This window comes from Sphingobium sp. FG125, from assembly GCF_057809795.1.
In genome coordinates this window covers 1-19,148 of sequence record NZ_JBMDKQ010000030.1, presented here as the reverse complement: position 1 = coordinate 19,148, position 19,148 = coordinate 1, and the positions used below count along the sequence as shown (strand labels likewise).

The following is a 19,148-nucleotide window of genomic DNA, read 5'->3' as shown; positions in this document are numbered from 1 at the left end:
CGAGGGATATGTGGCCGATCCTAGCTTGACCGTTGCTGTCGTTAATTTGAACACGGGACGGGATATCCCCCTGACGATCGAAAGCATTATCGGGCAAAGCTATAACAATATTCAGTTGATGCTGTTCGATGGCAACAGCTTCGACAACAGCTATGACATTGTGAAACGATATAGACCGTTCATAGATATATTTTGCCGCGTTGAAGATTCAGGCATATATGATGCAATGAATCGGGCTGCCCATATGGCCAATGGTGACTATATCCTGTTCCTTAATGCCGGAGATAGATTTTACGGAGAGGACTCCGTAGAGGCATGTATGGACAGAATCAGAGATGCCCCTGATATCTTCTATGGCGATCATATTTATGTGGATGGTCGGCTTGAAAAGCATTTCAAATCTACGCATTTCGATATTCTGCAAAGGCAATTGCACAGCGGGCAGATAGATCATGCCTGGCATGTTCATATACCCGGACATCAGGCGACCTTCACCCGGACTGCGCTGTTGCGTGAAATACCCTACGATACGCGCTATGCGATTTGCGCCGACCATGACTTTCTATTCCGCGTACACGCCTTAGGCGGTCGTATGCAATATATAGATGATATCGTCTGCCACTATATGGCGGGCGGCATGTCTGCCAGCCAGGGCACCATAATCCATCACGAATGGGCGCATATTTACAGGAAACATTCGCTGCGGCCGCTCGACGTGGACAAGTTTTTTTTCCAGACCGACGCACAATCCCCGTTCCCGACATTCAACGATTATTCGGGGAAAATATTGAAAGGCATACAGAAAGAGATTGCCGACACTGCTCAGGGCCGACGCTGCATGCTGGTCGACAATCTTTCGCTGCAATCTCCGGCATCGACCGAAACTATCGGCCTTCACCTTAAGGGAAGCGTCGGCGAGATCGGCGAGAGGATCACCTTCTCAACCAATGGAAACATGCTGGGCGCAGAAATCCTGCAATCTCACAGCTTCGATTTTCGTTCGCCCTTCATCAGGCCGCTACAGCCCAACCAAGCGATGGACATCGGTATCGATGACGAAAACGGGTCATCTGTCAAAGGTCGATTGATGTTGGATCGACTATATTTCATCGATAGCTATAAGATATACGGGAATTCGATCGACGTCGAAAATCTCAATTCGTCTATCCTGGAACAGATATTCATAGATGGATGGATGATGATGAATGATGATCATCGAAATATATGGTCTCATACAGACCAGCCTTCCATTTCCTTTTCAGTCGATCGGCATATATCAGATCTCATTTTCTCCTTCGTGAGAGATGATGGCGATGAGGATATGGACATATCCGTCATCATCAATGGAATGATGGCAGGAAAGATCGGAATTGACCCGAAAATAGCGTTCAAGGATTTTGCGATCAATGTCGATGATAGTTGGAAGCTAGGTGCAAATATAATTCGCCTTAGTGTGGAAAATAAATCGAAGAAAAGATTTTCTAACAAAATTTCCACTTTAGGCATTTGTAAAATATCATGGGAATATTCAAATTGAATATATGCATCATGAAATCTTCAAAAACATTAAACAGTATTACATATGATGCGCTTTTCAGATATTTTTCTAATAAGTATAATATATATGAAATTGATGAGTCATATTTCATAAACAATAATGTACTTGATTTGGAAATAAAATTTGATACTATAATTGTTATTTGTAATATTTTTGACAGTAAATTTAATGAAGTTATTCCATATTCTAGAAAATATATTATAGCTGTTGATGATCATAATTCATCAGATCAAATAGACCTGTCATTGTGGCGGTTTCAAACTCATCAATTTATTAGCTTCTCGCGATCTGTCCACGAAAAAATTCAAGTATTGGGATTCAAGAGCGCATATTTCCAATATTATCCACAGTCGGAAGTTGCCGATGCCCAATGGATGGGGCGTATGGATGTCATGAAGTTATCCGTTGTCAACGACGAGCATAGGCATAAAGCCATAACAAAAAACAAATCCCCAACTTACCTTGACATAGTAAACAACGGAGAATTCCAGATTATTGATAAAGAAATAACCTCGGGTTATCTTAAGAAAGAAGTAGGAGATTATGATATATTCATTATTTCCGAATATTCATATGATAGTCTAATGTCCGCTTTATATATTATGGCCCATGGGAAAATTGTCATTTGCGGAGATTTTCCATTATTTTCCGACTATATCGGACATCTTTCATCGGGCATTATCGACGATGGAAAAAATTTTGAGTACCATCCCTTTCTTGATCCGCAATCCTTGCGTGCGATTGGACAGGGTGCCTATCATCGCACCCGCAGGGGATATCAGCGTTGGCTAGCAGACCAGATGCGGCTGCTCTCGCTCATCAAAAATGATCGGCAGCGCTGGTCGGGTTCCGATCGATCAGCCTCTTTTGGAAATCGGATCAGGCGCGCTGCCAGCAACGCAGCTTATGATGTTGCCTTCCCCTGAACCTGAATGCGAGGCCTCCTGAAAACGTGCGCTTTCACGCGGGGAGATCGTTCAAAGCCCCCTCTCCATCCCTGATCAGCGCCCGCCTTCGAATGCCGTATCTTTGCCAAGCTGCATTGATCATGACCCACGCGCCCATTTTTGGCGTCCGGTCGTCATGGAGCCGCAGTGCCAGATCGATCGGTCGCGAGCACACAGCCTATGGATCCCCGGACTCGAACCGCTTTCGACGATTTCTGCAAGGGCGCGGGGTTTGACATCCCTCAACAGGGACGGCTTGCCCAGTGACTTGCCGTCCGGACGATCGTCTGGACATCGGGTATTGAACTCAACTACCCAATCCCTTGCGATCCATAAGACTCTTCCCCCTTATGGGGGAAATTGGGTTGGGGTGTGCTACCGCCAGCGTGGGCGCTCGGCTTCGCCTCGCTCCCCTCCCCTTGACTGGAGTCACCTCCAACCAACCCTCCCCGCCGGGAAGGGGAGATGAGTCACAATCATTGCTCGTTGGTTCAGGGCGAATTCAAATGGCCATCAAAGTTTGGGCATGTCATCATTTGAGTATGATGGTGGCGGAAGCGAGATAGACGGCACCCATGAAGATGGCGGCGCGTTTGTCATATCGAGTTGAAATGCCGCGAAAGCCTTTAAGTTTGGCGAAGAAGTTTTCGACGAGATGGCGAGCGCCATAGAGTTGCCTATCGTGCTTGCGCCGGTAGGTTCGGTTGATCTTTGAAGGAATTACGACCTCGATGCTAGCTGCGTTGAGGATATCGACGACGCACTCCTGAGCGTCATAGTCCCGGTCAGCGAGCAGCGCGCCGAAGCGGCCGACCACTTAGGGAAGCAAGGCGTCCGCACGATGTAGGTCATGGAGATGGCCAGGCGTGAGGTGGAGGGCGACGGGGTTGCCCAGTGCATCGCACAGGGCATGGAGCTTGGTGCTCAGCCCGCCTTTGCTGCGACCGATACCTTCGTTCGCGCGCCCCCCCTTTTGCGCCAGCGCTCGACTGATGCGCACAGATAAGCGTCGCGTCGATCATGGCGTATTCATTGTCGCTATCTGCCGCGAGATGCTCGAACACGCGCTGCCACACGCCGCTGCGGCTCCAGCGCATATGCCGGGTGTGGATCACACAAAATCCCCGAAACGCTCAGGAAGGTCACGCCATGGAATGCCCGCACGATAGCGATACAGCACTGCCTCGACAAACAGCCGGTTATCCATCGCCGTCTTCCCTACATGCCCTTCACGACCAGGCAGAAAATCCGCGATCCGATCCCATTAGTCGTCCCGCAATCCATACCGTTTCACCATCTACCAGCCTCCAAAGCTGGCTCCCTATGAATCACTCAATCCTTCAATTGGGAATCCACTAAATGATGACACGCCCTTGTTTGAAGATGCATTTTTTCAAGTAGCAGGACCGAAATTGCGCTTTCCAGCACATTTTTCAAGCAGACTCTCATGACAACAGATTTTTTGGCATAGTCGGCGTGAACCATAATGGCGTCGCGCTAGCATAGGATTGAGCCAGCTGCCCGACGACGGATTTGTTGAACCAATATTGGTGGAAACGCGGCGTTTCCCGATAAATCCATGCCAGAAAATCCCGACAGTATCTATCTGGGTCATGATCTGTTAGTTGGGAAAATCCATTGGTCGACAAGTGGTCCAGGCTAATTTGTCCCGTCGCCACATTGTCCAGCAGTGCGATAAGATCTTCATGCTCCAGATGACTACGGACCTTTAGAACCGCATTATCGGGAAGTTCCGAATACCATCCGGTATTGGACACCACCCCGGGGCAACCATTGGCCCAAATACGCAATTGGCTGCCAGATGCTTCGCCCATGGTGGGGTTGCGCAGGTTGATGGCCAAATCGGCACTACGGATCATGTCATCCAGCGCAGCGTCCGTGACGAACCCATGATTTTCAACAAAGCCAGCCAAACCGAGATCCAATAACTTGGCCTCAATCTGCGCCAGGTTTGCGATTCTGCCCGCCAGATGCAGCCGGAAGCGATCACGATGGCTGGACTGACCCCAAGCCTCAATAAATTCGATCAACCGCCGGTTGAGTCCCATGAAGCCAAACATGACAAGCGTAACAGGTGCACCGGCGTCGCGGCGCGGTCTGGCGGGACGACCGGATAGCGCTCCATAGGGCAAGGGCAAGCAAAGGCTAGGCAGATCTGGAAAACGCTGGTTGATTTCGGTGATGACCTGACGGTTGTGGCAAACGACGCCAAGTGCCTGATCGAGGGCGACCTCGAATAATGGAAAGCGCTCTGCCAGCTGTCCGATGTCACATTGCTGTCCCTGCATCGCACCAAGGGCCGCCAGTCCATCCACGCCGTGCCATCGCGCCATGATATTACGATAGCTGGTCAGCTGCGACGTGCCTGTGCGGATTTGTACATGGGCCAGATGGCGCAGGACACATTCTTGAATGGCCCTGTCATGCAGGATGACAAGCCCAGGATGGCGTTGCGCAACTTCCAATATGCCGCCGTGGAAGTCATGATTATTGCCGATTTGATAAATGCACAAATCCGCTTTGTTCATCATGCGCGGCGTCAGTGAGGATATGGGCACCGAAGGAAAGTTGGTATCGGCCTGACCTGCATGGACAAAGGTCACATCGGCCAGGTTGCGCAGATAAGGCGCCAGCCTGACACTGAAGTTCGCCACGTCCGTTTCTGAAGGTGGAAGCGGCGAAAACCAGAGCAGTTTCATCATGACATCAACACGTCGATGACATTGTCCCAGGAAATCCGTTTGGACTGGTAGCTCTCAAAGCCCGCTTCCCCCATATTTCTGGCCTTGATGCGGTCCGTCCAGAGCAGATCCATAGCGCATGCCAAAGCACAGGCATCGCTGTCCACGACCAATCCGGTATCCCCATTCGCTATGAATTCCAACGGTCCGCCCGCGTCCATCGTCGTGATGACGGGCTTGCGCGCCAGCATTGCTTCCAATGTGACATAGCCATAATCCTCATCGAACGGCGGATACAGCACAGCCAGACATTCGGCATAGAGAGCGATCTTGTCTGCTTCGCTTATATATCCCTTCCAGACGATGCGGTCGTCGACACCTAGCCTACGAGCGATATCTTGAAGTTCCTGATAGTAAGCAGGTGATTCTGCGGAACCGGCGAATATCAGCTTCACCGGCTCCACGCATTGAGCCAACGCTTCTATTGCCAGTTTTTGCCTTTTCAGGACATTCACCCGGCTAGGAAAGAAGAAATAATCCTGCGCCTCCCCTGACTGGAAGCCTTCGGCATTATTGGGCGGATGGTAAAGCGGCGTCGATTGGATATTGTTGTTTTGCAACAATCGGGCAGATACATTTACTGAATTGGTATATATAGCTTGCGCTTCCAAGATGAATTTTTCGTCCGCATAACGGATGACGTCGCGCACCGACTGGCCATCAGGAAAATTGATAAGATCGCCAAAGGCTTGATCGTCCCAAAGATCATAGGCCGACCTATGCTGATGCAATATCCATAATATCTTGTTTGGATGCGGCACCAAATAGGCCGGAAATTTCAACCCAACAATCCGGTCTATGGTAACGCCCGTCGATTCCGTCAGGTCCAGCATCCGCGACATGACGATGCTATCAACTATTGATTGAGGGGGATACCATTTGAACGGAAAGGTGATCAGGTCGGCTTCGATCTTCCTCACCTTGAATTCACGCAGCAAATTGCGTGCGTGAATTTCAGCCCCCCCCTCTACGAAGGGAACTTGTACCGAGACGATGCCAACCCGCATGCAATTTTCAGTTCTTCATAGCTTGCTGTCGCCGTGCATCACGAACAGCCACGCGGAACACCCAGCCTTGCTGCTGCACCTGCCTCGACGCGTCCTTGTCCAGCACGTCCGTACGGGCGACCTTAACCCCCGGTTTCAGTCCCCCGATAGCCGAAGGTGCCTCGACCCCATCCGCTGTTACTTGTGTAATCGAATCCAATATGGTCCGGGGTGCTACCGCTTCTATCGCCGCAATCGCGCGCACGAAGGCTTCATTGCCTTGCGTCATACCCATTGACGTCGTAGAGCCGGAAACGAGCATTTCCAAGCGCTCAATCCGAGCGAGCAGATCGTTGCGGCGTTGGAGGAAACGACCAACAAGTGGAAGGTCGAGTAGCCACGCTTGGTTTGCGTAAGCTTCCAGCGCCTTAATACGGGCCAGCTTGCCGCCGCCCAGCATTAGTGCTTCAGGAGAATTAAGAATATTCCGCTCAACCCTTTTGCGGCCGTTCCGTTTAGAACCGATACGAATATAGGTTTGCAGCCCTTCATCATCAGGCCAACGACCCAGAGTGTCCTGATAGGTCTGTACGACGAAATCCTTCAGATCCTGCTGTTCGCGCTGGGTCTTACCATATCGACTCTGAAATTCCTCGGACGCAATCATGTCACGAACAACCGATTGCCGCGACTTTCCTTTGGCAAGTCTTTGCCGATAATGCGCTATGCCCGATGCGTCAGGCGTGCGGCCGAACAGAACATCATAGATATAGGCAAGAAAGCTCTCGACCGACACAGCATCGATGATGCGTGTGTTTTCGGCCGGCACGGACCATAAGTCGATACTGACCTGACGATTGTTGATTACCGATTGCTTCGCGATCATTTCATTAGACCCACATGGAGACAATTAACAAAGCCGGACATGACATCATGAACGCATCGAATGTTTAGTCTTTTGATAATACGACAAAATCTATCTGTTCGAGTAACAGGCCACAGTTCCTGTAGTTGATTTCCTCGAGTTTGGAGACCTGAATCCTGATATCGCCTGATCCCACATACTCGTCGAGATTGATCAGCAACTCCAGCGGGGTAGCAAGGTCATCCTCTTCAATCAGGAAGCGGTCCCTAACGGTCTTTTCACCGACCTTGATTGATAATTCCTGCGCTGCAATCCCGTTTCTGAACCGAATTTTTAAAACCGGCGCCGAATGTTTGAGCGCATCGGCCGATACCGTGAGTTCAGAGTCCGTCATCCAGCGGGATTTGCCATCCATACCCAAATCAGGATTGGGTTCCTCCGTCAGGGCGCTCAAGCCGTGAATGTCCTTGTCATCGATGGAATGCGAGATTTCTGACCGAATTTCACGCGGCGCATTGCTGCTCATCGTCTGGTTCGCCATCACCAGGGCGCGGAAAACGCCCGCGAGACGCTCTCCATATTCACGCTGATTACGCTTGTAGTCCACGACTTCAGCCGCAGGCGACGACTCCCAATGCTTTTCCAGCAGATTTGCCAAGGCATTGAAATCCGACGGATCAAAGAACTCCGCATTTTTCGACAATTGTTCTTCATGCACCGACAGATTGGATGCAATGATGAACTTGTTTAGCGCTTTGGCATCCTCGATTACCGTTGACCATCCTTCAAAACGGGACGGCTGAAGGATCGCATGAGCGTTCTTCATAGCGACGATCTGGTCTTCTCTCGGCATGAAGCCAAGGAATTTCACCTGGTCGTCCAGACCCCATTCACTGATCTTCTGGCGGAGGAACGGCGTATATCCTTGTGCGCGAAAATCAAATTCCTTGCCTGAAAAGCAAACCGTGGGAGTCACGCCACGCTGCTTCAGTTCGTGCAAGGCGGCGAGGATCACGATATGGTTCTTGTGGACCCAGAATTGGTTAGGGGCGAAGAAATATTTTTCAGGTAGATCATGCCGGCCGCGAACATCTGCCAAGTCGGGAAGATCATCGGAAAGAAACGACGCAAAAGGCACGACGAATACAGGAAGCTTATATTCGCCATAAAACTGATTGAAGTCACACAGCGCACTTTCGCTGCTCAGAAGCAGACCTTCGCGTGCGAAATATGATTCATGCTCTTTCCTACGCCCTACAATTTCGCTGGGCGTAAAAAGATAGGGCATGTGCTTTTCCTGAAAATCAGGAATCCATGTTAGAGTCGGTATCGCAAGGCCTTCCATCGGGAAGGGGAACAGCAAATCGATGTTACGATGATCCGGGTCGACCGCCACCTGTTCCTGCGTGCAGTAGGAGAGTTTGGGATAACCGGATTCCTGCAGAAATTCGTAGGAGGACTTCTGATGGGTCACGACCACAACCTGAGGTTGGCGCGCTTCGTCGAGCGTACCTAGAGCATTGAGCATGTTCTGGAGATAATAGGCTCCCCCCATCCAACCCGGATCAAGGTTGAACTGAATCCCTACGGTAAATTGATAAGCCATGTTGAAAGCTCGCTGATTCCGGATTCAAATTGAAAGGCAGGATTGTAGCCAAGTGCCTTTAAACGGGTGACGTCAGCAATCCAGTAGAGCGGATCCCCATCCCTTACCAGATTGTTAAATTGCAAATTGCCTGTCCAACCGATTGCCGACAAGAGCGTTTCAATGGCGTGCCGGATGGTAATACCCTGCCCGTTTGCGACATTCACGGCTGAACCGTCAAAAGTCGCGTTTTGGATGCACAGCAAAATACTCTGCGCCATGTCCTGCACATGCACAAAGTCACGGGTTTCGTTTCCGGTCCCTGGGCAGACGATATTCTGCGACGACCTGGATTTCTGATAAATGTCCCAGAACAGCTGCTTTTTCAGGCCGGGGCCATAGACCGAAAATGGCCGGAGCGACAGTGTACCGACATTAAAGCATCGTGTATATTCGAGGCAGATGTTTTCCGCGATCTGCTTATGCCATCCATACGGCGATATGGGCGCAGGAATCGAGGTTTCAGCTACAGGGATATGGGCTGGATTTCCATAGATCGCAGCACTGGATAGATTGATCAGCCGTGTTTCCGGCGAATATTGACGGATCGCCTCCAGCAAATCATGCACCAAGGCCGCGTTCAGCCGAAAATCCTCATTCGGATGAGTAAAGGAAGCACCAACATTGGCCGCACCACAACAGTTGACGCAGACGTCTGGCTTCACCTTGTCCATCAACGGCCCGAAATCGCCACCGGCAGGCGATATGATGTGATGACGGTCGCTTGCGTCACCAACAATATCCGCCGTGAACACATTATATAGCGGGGCCAGAAGCGATTGCAGATGACTGCCGATAAATCCGGCAGCCCCCAAAATCAGAACCCTCATTGCAGTTCCAAGCTGATCATGGCCGTAGTGGAAAGGGTGCCGTTCACCGGCCGTGCGTTTTTCTGTTGATTGGTATAGCCCAAAAGCCGGGCAGGATTTCCCGCCACGATCGCATTGTCAGGCACGTCCTTGGTCACGACGGACTTGGACCCGACAATGGCGCCTTTGCCGATAGTTACTCCCTTCAAGATCGCGCTTCCAAAACCGATCCATGCGCCATCTTTGATGTGGATGGGTGCCGATTTGACATCCGACCAGTCCTTGAAATGGCCCATTCGGCCGACTTCTACACCCGCAAGCCAGTCAAAGGCGTCGTTGGATCGAACATTTGGATTGAGCGAGTGAGAATTGCTGTCGATGACTGTCACATCCCACGACAGCATGACATTGCTGCCGATATGGATTCCCGCGTCCTGAGTGCAGATGAACAGGCAGCCGCCGCCGATCGAACTGCGATCGCCGATAGTGATTTCACCCTGACCCCGTTCGAAGACAAAGGTTCCGCCGACGTGAGACTCCTTGCCAATCCGTACATAGGGACGTGGCTGCGGATCGACGCGCACGTCGATATTGATTCCTTCCAGACGGGTACGCTCGCCCTTCACTAACTGATCGGGACGCGCCCATTTCATCAGATCGAAATCGGGCTTCGACAGATCCTCAAAGCCAATGACCTCGACCCGTTCTAGGATCACGCTCAGGTCGCGCGGCCCCATGTCGCTTTGTGCCATTTCGATGACAACAGAAACCATGTCCTCATTGATCAGCTTGATTTGCAGATCCTGATGATCGTCCATGCGCATCGACCGACACGGGAATACTTCCAGCGCCTTTTCATTCTGTTCGACCAGGAACACCTGACCGGGGTGATGATTGCGCAGGCGCAAAACCAGATAGGGATTGGCTACCCCCGTCGTGCAAACCGTCACACGCAACTTGCGCCCGGACACCCAGTGGAAACGTTCGTGCAGACCGTGGTCGGGATATGGCCCTTCCACGCTTCCCAGTCCGATCAGATTGGACAGCATCAATGTCCGCGAAATTTCCAGCCTGCGCCCGACATGCGAATAGGCGCTTTCCATGGGCGGAATATCGGCGGCGCCAATCTCTCCACGCACACCCGCATCGATGAGAGCGACCTCGTCACGGCTGCCATAGCGCCGGACAGCGTTAATTTCGACGGGCTTGGTATCCTTCCATACCGCCTCCAGGAAATCGGGCATCATCTGGGCCGGAACTAGTGCACGGCCAAAATCGATTGGCATGACGTAGGATGATGTCATGGACGGCAGCCGATGCAGCAGACCGCGCTGAGTCAGGCGATCGAGAACGAAACGGCGAATGGCGATGAAATCGAAGCAGCGGCTATCGAGCGACCGTACCGTTGAACCGGCTCGGCGTAGATAATAATAGCTGATGGACGTGTCGACATAGGCTTTCCTTGCCGCAGACATGACGTCAATTGCAAATGGATGATCTTCATAGAAGAAGCCACCATGGAAGGTGATATTGTTTTCTTCCATGAAATCCCGGCGGATCAGATAGCGCCAGGGCGGGCAGTTCCACGAAGAAAGCGCAGCAAAGGTTTCCTCGTTTACCAGAGGGTTAACTACCTTGCCGCCAAGCCAAGATGGGACAAGGGCGGAATATTCTAGCCGTCCATCCTCTTCCTCATAGGCGAAATTCAGGACGACAACATCGATATCGTCATGCACTTCGTGAATATTAATCAATCGTTCGACCACATTGTCCTGAATGCGGTCGTCCGAATCTATACACCAGATGTAACGGCCCGTCGCATGCTTGAGCGCTTCCGCACGCGCTGCGCCCTGGCCCCTATTTTCCTGCTGAATTAATTTGATGCGCTGATCGCGCGTCATATAGGACTGAACGATAGCAGCGGTTTCGTCCTTGGACCCGTCATCCACGATGACGATTTCAATATCTTGGACAGCCTGCTGTACCGTCAGACTTTCGATGCAGCGGCCAATATATCCCGCCACATTATAGGCGGGAACGATAAAGGATATGATTGGATCCTGCGACGCGGGGATGACATCGGGCGCGCGCCGCTTCACGCTTCCACGATTTTTGGTGCCCCAGCCTTCCAGCGTGTCGTCGAGCATCCTCAAAACATCGGGCCTGTGCCGCAGCGCTGCATGAACGCTGGCATGCAATGCCGGGTCCATATGGTCGGCGAGAATGTCGACCATTGATTGCGGACCAGACCAGCCGCGCACGGCGTAGAGGAGATCTAACGCCTGTTGCTGCGACAGGAAGGGGAAATTTTCCCGGATGCTGCGACCGCTTTCTTCCAGGACGCGGCTGCCGTCATTGGACGATACACCTGTCGACGAGAATTGGACGAGGACGCGATTGACCCTTGAGCAAGTGAGATTGGCCCGGATTGCCCTGTGCACCCAGTTAGCATCGGCCGTGATACGATAGCTGGTATCGTATAGCCCCACGCGTTCGTAAGCGTCCTTGGTCGCGAACATCGCATTATGGCCAAAAGGTATGCCACTGATCAGCGCACCAACCCCATAATCCTCATCATCACGCAGGACACCCCGCCCTTCTGCATTGGTGAGCAGGGTCTGGCCCGCATAAATATCCGCGGACTCTAATGCATGTTGCCGGGCCAGAACGGACAATGCCCCTGGAATAAGACTGTCATCGCAGCCAATGATCCCAATCAACTTGCCCTGAGCCAGCTTGATGCCTTTATTAAGCGCATCATAAATGCCGGTATCCGGCTCGGACACTACATGCGTAACAACATCGCGATTGCGCTCAACATAATGGAGTGTATCGTCCGACGAAGCGCCGTCTACAATAATATATTCGACATCATCCCTATTTTGGTCCCTTACGGATGAAATCGCAATTTCAATATCTGAACCAGTATTGAAAGTGGACGTGATTATTGTAAAAAGCGGTTTCTTCACAAAAGGCACCAGTATAATAAGCGACGCTCACCAATTGACCGACGTCTGGTATTTTGTCAACTGACGGGCGACTATCCACCCCAAAAAGAACAGAATTGGCCGAAAAAATAATATTTTAGCCCTGCTACAAAATTATATTGAAATTATTATAGAGGTATATAAATATATAAAATAATATTTTAATTAATGGCTCGCAGTATTCCTGTCAATATTATCGCGAATCGTCGAATTTAATTCTTTTTCTGTTTTTACAATGGAAATGCCGTCCCCTGAAACGGCATCAAATATATTGTTAGTGACTACAAAAGTATTGCCACCATCCATAAATATACCAGTTCCTTTTTTTGGAATTGCGAATATGTTGTTACTTATGATAAAATCAAAGAAAGTTTTTCCATCGGAATTTACAGATATTGCCTTAGGAGTATAAGCGAATTCATTATTACTTATTATTCCATAAGTAAAAATTGTCTTTCCGGCGCCTTGATCTATCAGAATGTTGCTTTGGGACGCGTTTTCAAAGCTGTTTGATTGTACTATCAATATGCTAGTACTCTGCTTCTGCGCCTGAGGAGAAAGGATCAGGCCGTTCGCCAGTCCGTTGAATTTGTTGTCGAGCAAGCGCAAGCCGCCGGAAGATTCCTGGCGGATGCCGACGCCACCGGCGCCGCTAAAGAAGCAACCACTGATGCTGTTGTCGCCGCTATCCGCATTGGTGAGGTTGCGCAACAGCACACACGCGAATGACCCCGCATTACCGATCATCGAACAATCCCTGACACGGGCGTCCGAACATCGCACCATATCTATACCTATATAATGGCCATAAGTTCGCACCCGTTCGATCGCGGAAGAATAATTGATTTTGCCTTCGCCCGGATCGAGCCTGATATAGGCCCCGCCGGTACGCTGAACAGCGCTGAAAATCGTGAAATCCCGAAAATCCGCGCTTTCGATGGCGGAATGGACGAAAATATCATTGTCGGGATGCATGATCTTCAAAAATGTCGACCCGCGCCCCGCCCCCACGAAGGCAACCGACCTGCCATGCGTGTTGGTAGGTGCTGTACGTAGATAAGTGCCTGGCGGGATATAAACTTCCCCGCCTTCACGCGGCAAAGCATCGACAGCGGCCTGAAACGCCCTATCATCCGCCATCTTTCCGTCACCAATGGCGCCATGATCCCGTACATTCTGCATCGAGGGCAAGCCGGATGCAGGGGCAATCGCCGAGGACGAGAGCGTTTTGGCAACCGCCGCCGTCGCAACGATGCCACCAGCGCTCAAACCGAAAACGAAGGTCCGGCGATCCACATTCTTCTCCGCCTTCGATCAAATGCGCGCCTTCTAAGGACGCCCGGCAGCAACGCAAAAGTGGCATCGCATGACCGCGGCTTCCGTCGTGGCTGGCGGACTATGGGAAGATTCCTTAACAAAGGGAAGTCGTAAACGCAGGGGGGGGGGCTGCATGAAAGAGGTGGATTAAGACATCGTTGGCTTATATAGCCCGCACAGGATAACTCCTAGAGGTGAACAAGTTTGACAAGTAATCGAATTTCGCGTGGCTTGGGCTTGTTGTTCCTTCTGCATACCCCTATCCTGTTGACAGGTTGCAGTACCCTTGGTGCGTCTGGACCGACGACTGGCAAGATCAAGTCGGTAGACCGCCAGTATCCGGGCATGAAGATTGTTCAGGTTACCGAAGAGGTATCTCGCAACCTCGCATCGATGAAAAAACGGCCTTCCTTTGCAGAGACCTTCGGCGATGGCTTGCCCGTCGGATCTTTTATCGGTTCCGGCGATATTATAGATATCTCCATCTGGGAAGCGCCTCCGGCAGCCCTCTTTGGCGCGGCGTCCTCGGATACCCGACTGTCCACAACCTCGGCGCGATCATCCGATATCCCCCAGCAGATGGTTGATACTGACGGACTCATCACGGTGCCGTTCGTTGGAACGTTGCAGGTGGCGGGACTGACTCCGCAGCAAGTGTCACGCAAGATAGTAGCTAGCCTGAAAGGGCGCGCTCATCAGCCTCAGGTGATCGTGCGCATTGCCGACAATCAGACCGCAAACGCGACTGTCATCGGCGATGTGACGAGCAGCAAACGCGTGCCGTTGACCACCAAGGGTGAGCGTGTGCTTGATGCCTTGGCCGCAGCCGGAGGAGTTCGCCAACCGCTTGAAAAGATGGTCATCCAGGTCACACGCGGCAATCAAGTTGTCCGGGAGCCGTTGAGCGTGCTGGTAAGTCAGCCCAGCGAAAATATCCGCTTGGCTGCCAACGATGTTGTCACCGCACTGTTCCAGCCTTACAGTTTTCAGGCGCTTGGTGCCTTAGGCACTAGCGCCGAAGTTAATTTTGAAGGAACTGGTTTGACCCTGGCACAGGCTCTGGCGCGAGTAGGTGGCCTCCAGGACAATCGCGCCGATGTAAAAGGCGTGTTCATTTTCCGATTTGAGAATTCTACATCGCTCCCGCCGGAACATGTGGCTGATGGGAATCGAACGCCCGATGGTAGAATTCCCGTTATTTATCGCATTGACATGAGCAATCCGACATCGCTTTTCGTTGTGCAAACTTTCGCGATCGAAGATAAGGATGTTCTTTACGTTTCCAATGCTCCCGCTGTTGACTTGCAGAAATTCGTCACAGTCGCATCGCAGATGGCTTTTGCTGCTGTCGGTGTGACGACTAGCATCAGATAACTTTCCAAACGACAATATAGGGGGCTGTGAGCACCTAATGAGCAAGACCAAGAAAGTAGCACTTATCACGGGCGTCACGGGGCAGGACGGTTCGTACCTTGCCGAACTCCTCCTTGAAAAAGGGTATGAGGTTCACGGCCTGAAGCGCCGTGCGTCGCTGTTTAACACGCAGCGTATCGATCATATTTACCAGGATCCGCACACGCCGGCACCAGATTTGAAGCTGCATTATGGCGATCTGTCCGACACATCGAATCTGACCCGCATCATGCAGGAAGTGCAGCCGGACGAAGTCTATAATCTGGGCGCGCAGAGCCATGTTGCGGTCAGCTTTGAAGCACCGGAATATACTGCCGACGTCGACGCCATTGGCACCTTGCGTCTCTTGGAAGCCATCCGGTTTCTTGGCATGGAAAAGAAGACCCGCTTCTATCAGGCCTCGACGTCCGAGCTTTATGGCCTGGTGCAGGAAATTCCGCAGCGCGAGACCACGCCCTTCTACCCTCGTTCGCCCTATGCGGTGGCAAAGCTCTATGCCTATTGGATCACGGTCAACTATCGTGAAGCCTATGGCATATATGCGTGCAACGGCGTGCTGTTCAATCATGAAAGCCCGCGCCGCGGCGAGACTTTTGTCACGCGTAAGATCACCCGCGGGCTGAGCAATATCGCGCAGGGGCTTGAGCCTTGCCTGTACATGGGCAATATCGATTCCCTGCGCGACTGGGGCCATGCGAAGGACTATGTCCGGATGCAATGGATGATGCTCCAGCAGGAGCAACCGGAAGACTTTGTGATCGCCACCGGCGTTCAATATTCGGTACGCGAATTCATCACCTGGTCGGCGCAGCATCTTGGGATCAGCTTGCGGTTCGAAGGCGAAGGCGTCGATGAAATCGGTGTAGTCGAGGCCGTGACCGGCGATAATGCCCCTGCGGTTTCCGTTGGCGACGTGATCGTCCGTATTGACCCGCGCTATTTCCGTCCGGCAGAGGTTGAGACGCTGCTTGGCGATCCGTCCAACGCCAAGGAAAAGCTGGGTTGGGTTCCCGAAATCAGCGTGCAGACCATGTGCGAAGAAATGGTCACGGAGGACCTCAAGGTCGCCAAGCGACATGCGCTCCTGAAGGAGCACGGATTCAACGTGCCCATCTCCCTCGAATCCTAAAGGTCCATAGATGCGTATTTTTGTCGCAGGTCATCGCGGCATGGTGGGCGGAGCCATCAGTCGCAAGCTCATTGAGCGCGGCGTCGATGTGGTAACGCGCCCGCATGCGGAACTGGATCTGTCCAATCAGGCAGATGTTCAGCATTTCTTTGCGAATGAAGCGGTTGATGCGGTCGTACTGGCTGCGGCAAAAGTCGGCGGGATATATGCGAACAACACATATCCCGCTTCGTTCATCTACGAAAACCTGATGATAGAATGTAATGTCATTCATCAGGCTTTCGAGGCAGGCGTCAGAAAGCTGTTGTTTTTGGGATCGTCCTGCATCTACCCGCGTGCGGTCGCCCAACCGATGCGCGAAAATGCATTGTTGACTGATGTGCTGGAACCCACAAACGAGCCTTATGCGATAGCGAAAATCGCCGGGATCAAATTATGCGAAAGCTATAATCGGCAACATGGCACCGATTATCGCAGCGTGATGCCGACCAACCTCTACGGCCCCGGCGACAACTTCCATCCTGAAAATTCGCATGTCATGCCGGCACTGATACGGCGCTTCCATGAAGCCGTCAGGGACCGGTCGGAACGGGTGGTGATATGGGGCACTGGAACGCCGCGACGGGAGTTTCTGCATGTCGATGACATGGCGGAGGCATCCTTGTTCGTACTGAATTTGCCGCTGGATATCTATCAGGCCAATACCGAGCCGATGCTGTCCCACATCAATGTTGGCTATGGCGAGGATGTGACGATCAGAGAACTGGCTGGATTGATTGCCCAAATCACCGGTTTTACCGGAGAGATTGAGTTCGACACAGAAAAGCCTGATGGTACCATGCGCAAATTGATGGACTCCAGCCGTTTGACGGCCATGGGCTGGAAGCCGTCGATCGAACTAGTCAATGGCCTGCAGCAGACCTATGAATGGTTTCTGGCCAATGAACAGGGCGCCGCAAGGCAATAACCGTCGGCATAAACATAACGCCCTATTCGACTGTATGACATCGCGTTCAGTCCAGATGGTTGCGAATTCCGACTATCGCTCGCAGGTGGATCATCTGATCGTTGGGTGATAATATCATTCCTGTTTGAAGTTGGTCGAACGGTTCGATCGGGGCGATCCCGGCGCATGGACTCGCCTGAGTGTTCGAGGCGACGAGCGTTGAGAACGAGGCGGTCCAAGATGGTGTCGGTTTGTATCGGAACTCTGATCAGATCGAAACAGAGGACCAGAGGAAGTTTGCTGGTTTCGATGGGTGAACGGCAGCCGTAGCGACCTTCAAGGATATCGAGCAGGTGATGGCGGGCATTTCCGTCGAACGGTTCAAGCCCCCATTCATCCAGGATCAGCAGATGTGGACTTGTAACGTTTTTGCGCCGGTCACCGGAGCGATTAGAGCTCGCAACAGGAGACCGACCGGATGATCAAGCATACAGAAGAGTTCAAGCAGGAGGCGGTGCGGATTGCGCTGACCAGCGGGTTACCCCGCGACCGGGTTTCATCGGATTTGGGGATTGGGAAATCGACGCTGGGCAAGTGGGTATCGCAGTATCGGCCATCTGACCTGGTGGCAGCGCCGCAGGCAGATCTGGCGCGTGAGACTGAACGCCTTCGCCTTGAGAACCGTGTACTCCGGAAGGAGAGGGAAATACCAAAAAAGCATGTCCTGAGCCTGTCGAAGGGGCGACTCAGTTCTTCGCGAGCCAAAGGCCGTGATGTTCGCCTTTGTGCATAGTTGGCGGCACCGTTGGCCGGTGGAATTGATGTGTCGCGTTTTGGAGGTCAGCGAGCGTGGCTATCGTTCCTGGCGTTCACGCCCGATCAGTCGTCGGGAACGGACAGATATGAAAGTGCTGGCCCATATCAGGGAACAGCACAGCCTCAGCCTCGGTAGCTATGGTCGTCCGAGGATGACCATGGAACTCAAAGAGGTTGGGCTCGACGTTGGCGAGCGCCGGGTCGGGCGGCTGATGAAGATCAACGGGATCAAGCCAGTCCGCACGCGCAAGCACAAAGTTACGACGGACAGCCACCATCGCTTGGGTGTTGCGGCAAACTGGTTGGACGGCGACTTCGCCGCCGATGCACCCAATTGTAAATGGGCGGGCGACATCACCTATATCTGGACGTCGGAAGGCTGGCTCTACCTTGCCGTCATTCTGGACCCCCGCGTTCGCGGGGGCAGGCTCTGCATAGCCGTCGCGTCGTTGGTTGGGCAGTCAGCGACAGGATGAAGAAGGACCTGGCGATCAGGGCATTGGACATGGCGGTGCGCCTGCGCCAGCCCCCAGAGGGCTGCCGTTTCCACTCGGATCGCGGTAGCCAATATTGTTCTTACGATTATCAAAAGAAATTGCAGGCCTATGGCCTGCGTCCTTCAATGAGCGGCAAGGGAAATTGTTACGACAATGCCTCCGTCGAAACCTTCTTCAAATCCCTGAAGGCGGAACTCATCTGGCGGCAGAGCTGGCCAACGCGGCGTCAAGCGGAAGCTGCCATCTTCCAGTACATCAATGGATTCTACAACACCCGTCGCCGACATTCATATCTGGGTGGCATCAGCCCGCTCGCGTTCGAAGCCAAGGTGGCATAATGAGATAGGTGACCGGCACAAATCCGTTACAAGTCCAAAGGTGCCTCGCAGCACCGTGCTCTCGCCTATGGAAGAGGCCGTGTAGCGCGACGATTACGGTGTCCGGTCGGCGTCAATTTTGATGGCCGATAGG

At 52.2% G+C, this 19,148-nt stretch carries 11 protein-coding genes and 5 pseudogenes; 6 read left to right on the top strand and 10 right to left on the bottom strand.

The features are described 5' to 3' along the window. Window positions 1-10 precede the first annotated feature (10 nt). Together ACODSR_RS19545 and ACODSR_RS19540 are read left to right on the top strand one after the other, a co-directional pair. Window positions 11-1,537: a glycosyltransferase gene (locus ACODSR_RS19545; protein WP_489078250.1), complete on the top strand. Its 1,527-nt coding sequence runs from the start codon at window positions 11-13 to the stop codon at window positions 1,535-1,537. Window positions 1,538-1,548: 11 nt separating this feature from the next. After that, window positions 1,549-2,484: a hypothetical protein gene (locus ACODSR_RS19540; RefSeq protein ID WP_489078249.1), complete on the top strand. Its 936-nt coding sequence runs from the start codon at window positions 1,549-1,551 to the stop codon at window positions 2,482-2,484. A 553-nt stretch (window positions 2,485-3,037) separates the two neighbouring features. Here the strand turns inward: ACODSR_RS19540 and ACODSR_RS19535 are convergent. From ACODSR_RS19535 to ACODSR_RS19495, 9 genes and pseudogenes are all read right to left on the bottom strand, one after another. Continuing rightward, window positions 3,038-3,760: pseudogene (locus ACODSR_RS19535) on the bottom strand (IS5 family transposase). A gap of 190 nt (window positions 3,761-3,950) precedes the next feature. Further along, complete coding sequence (locus ACODSR_RS19530) at window positions 3,951-5,228, bottom strand: glycosyltransferase family protein (protein WP_489078248.1); 1,278 nt, start codon at window positions 5,226-5,228, stop codon at window positions 3,951-3,953. After that, complete coding sequence (locus ACODSR_RS19525; protein WP_489078247.1) at window positions 5,225-6,274, bottom strand: glycosyltransferase family 4 protein; 1,050 nt, start codon at window positions 6,272-6,274, stop codon at window positions 5,225-5,227. Before ACODSR_RS19525 ends, ACODSR_RS19530 begins: the two co-directional genes overlap by 4 nt. A gap of 7 nt (window positions 6,275-6,281) precedes the next feature. Further along, entirely contained in the window at window positions 6,282-7,139 is an 858-nt protein-coding gene (locus ACODSR_RS19520; RefSeq protein ID WP_489078246.1) for a DUF4214 domain-containing protein, read from the bottom strand. Between the two features lie 64 nt (window positions 7,140-7,203). Beyond that, window positions 7,204-8,724 carry a glycosyltransferase family 4 protein gene (locus tag ACODSR_RS19515; protein WP_489078245.1) on the bottom strand — a complete coding sequence of 507 codons (1,521 nt, stop codon included), beginning with the start codon at window positions 8,722-8,724 and terminating at the stop codon, window positions 7,204-7,206. After that, the gene (locus tag ACODSR_RS19510; RefSeq protein WP_489078244.1) at window positions 8,703-9,593 is read right to left on the bottom strand and encodes an NAD-dependent epimerase/dehydratase family protein; all 891 of its coding nucleotides are present in this window, start codon (window positions 9,591-9,593) and stop codon (window positions 8,703-8,705) included. The genes ACODSR_RS19515 and ACODSR_RS19510 overlap by 22 nt, the downstream gene beginning before the upstream one ends. A gap of 77 nt (window positions 9,594-9,670) precedes the next feature. Further along, window positions 9,671-9,868 (bottom strand): annotated as a pseudogene (locus ACODSR_RS19505) (acyltransferase); the annotation flags it as partial. 1,380 nt (window positions 9,869-11,248) lie between these two features. Continuing rightward, window positions 11,249-12,541, bottom strand: a pseudogene (locus ACODSR_RS19500) (glycosyltransferase); the annotation flags it as partial. Window positions 12,542-12,724: 183 nt separating this feature from the next. Continuing rightward, window positions 12,725-13,855 (bottom strand): glycosyl hydrolase family 28-related protein, encoded by a 1,131-nt coding sequence (locus ACODSR_RS19495; RefSeq protein ID WP_489078243.1) that lies wholly within the window; start codon window positions 13,853-13,855, stop codon window positions 12,725-12,727. A 366-nt stretch (window positions 13,856-14,221) separates the two neighbouring features. Here ACODSR_RS19495 and ACODSR_RS19490 point away from each other — a divergent pair, with 366 nt between their 5' ends. Genes ACODSR_RS19490 through fcl form a run of 3 tightly spaced genes read left to right on the top strand, consistent with a single transcriptional unit; the run spans window position 14,222 to window position 17,385 of the window. Then, on the top strand, window positions 14,222-15,250 hold the full coding sequence (locus ACODSR_RS19490; RefSeq protein WP_489078242.1) for a polysaccharide biosynthesis/export family protein: 1,029 nt from the start codon (window positions 14,222-14,224) through the stop codon (window positions 15,248-15,250). A gap of 37 nt (window positions 15,251-15,287) precedes the next feature. Continuing rightward, on the top strand, window positions 15,288-16,418 hold the full coding sequence (gene gmd, locus ACODSR_RS19485; protein WP_489078241.1) for a GDP-mannose 4,6-dehydratase: 1,131 nt from the start codon (window positions 15,288-15,290) through the stop codon (window positions 16,416-16,418). Window positions 16,419-16,428: 10 nt separating this feature from the next. Next, entirely contained in the window at window positions 16,429-17,385 is a 957-nt protein-coding gene (gene fcl, locus ACODSR_RS19480; RefSeq protein WP_489078240.1) for a GDP-L-fucose synthase, read from the top strand. On the opposite strand, the pseudogene ACODSR_RS19475 reads toward fcl, so the two are convergent. After that, window positions 17,340-17,789, bottom strand: a pseudogene (locus ACODSR_RS19475) (ATP-binding protein); the annotation flags it as partial. The gene fcl and the pseudogene ACODSR_RS19475 sit on opposite strands and share 46 nt — an antisense overlap. A 53-nt stretch (window positions 17,790-17,842) precedes the next feature. Here ACODSR_RS19475 and ACODSR_RS19470 point away from each other — a divergent pair. Next, window positions 17,843-19,015, top strand: a pseudogene (locus ACODSR_RS19470) (IS3 family transposase). Window positions 19,016-19,148 lie beyond the last annotated feature (133 nt).

Bases quoted from the DNA above. Each gene is read 5' to 3' on its own strand.
- ACODSR_RS19540 (WP_489078249.1), top strand. From the start codon at position 1,549: ATGAAATCTTCAAAAACATTAAACAGTATTACATATGATGCGCTTTTC.
- ACODSR_RS19530 (WP_489078248.1), bottom strand. From the start codon at position 5,228: ATGATGAAACTGCTCTGGTTTTCGCCGCTTCCACCTTCAGAAACGGAC.
- ACODSR_RS19525 (WP_489078247.1), bottom strand. From the start codon at position 6,274: ATGCGGGTTGGCATCGTCTCGGTACAAGTTCCCTTCGTAGAGGGGGGG.
- ACODSR_RS19520 (WP_489078246.1), bottom strand. From the start codon at position 7,139: ATGATCGCGAAGCAATCGGTAATCAACAATCGTCAGGTCAGTATCGAC.
- ACODSR_RS19515 (WP_489078245.1), bottom strand. From the start codon at position 8,724: ATGGCTTATCAATTTACCGTAGGGATTCAGTTCAACCTTGATCCGGGT.
- ACODSR_RS19510 (WP_489078244.1), bottom strand. From the start codon at position 9,593: ATGAGGGTTCTGATTTTGGGGGCTGCCGGATTTATCGGCAGTCATCTG.
- ACODSR_RS19490 (WP_489078242.1), top strand. From the start codon at position 14,222: ATGAAGATTGTTCAGGTTACCGAAGAGGTATCTCGCAACCTCGCATCG.
- gmd (WP_489078241.1), top strand. From the start codon at position 15,288: ATGAGCAAGACCAAGAAAGTAGCACTTATCACGGGCGTCACGGGGCAG.
- fcl (WP_489078240.1), top strand. From the start codon at position 16,429: ATGCGTATTTTTGTCGCAGGTCATCGCGGCATGGTGGGCGGAGCCATC.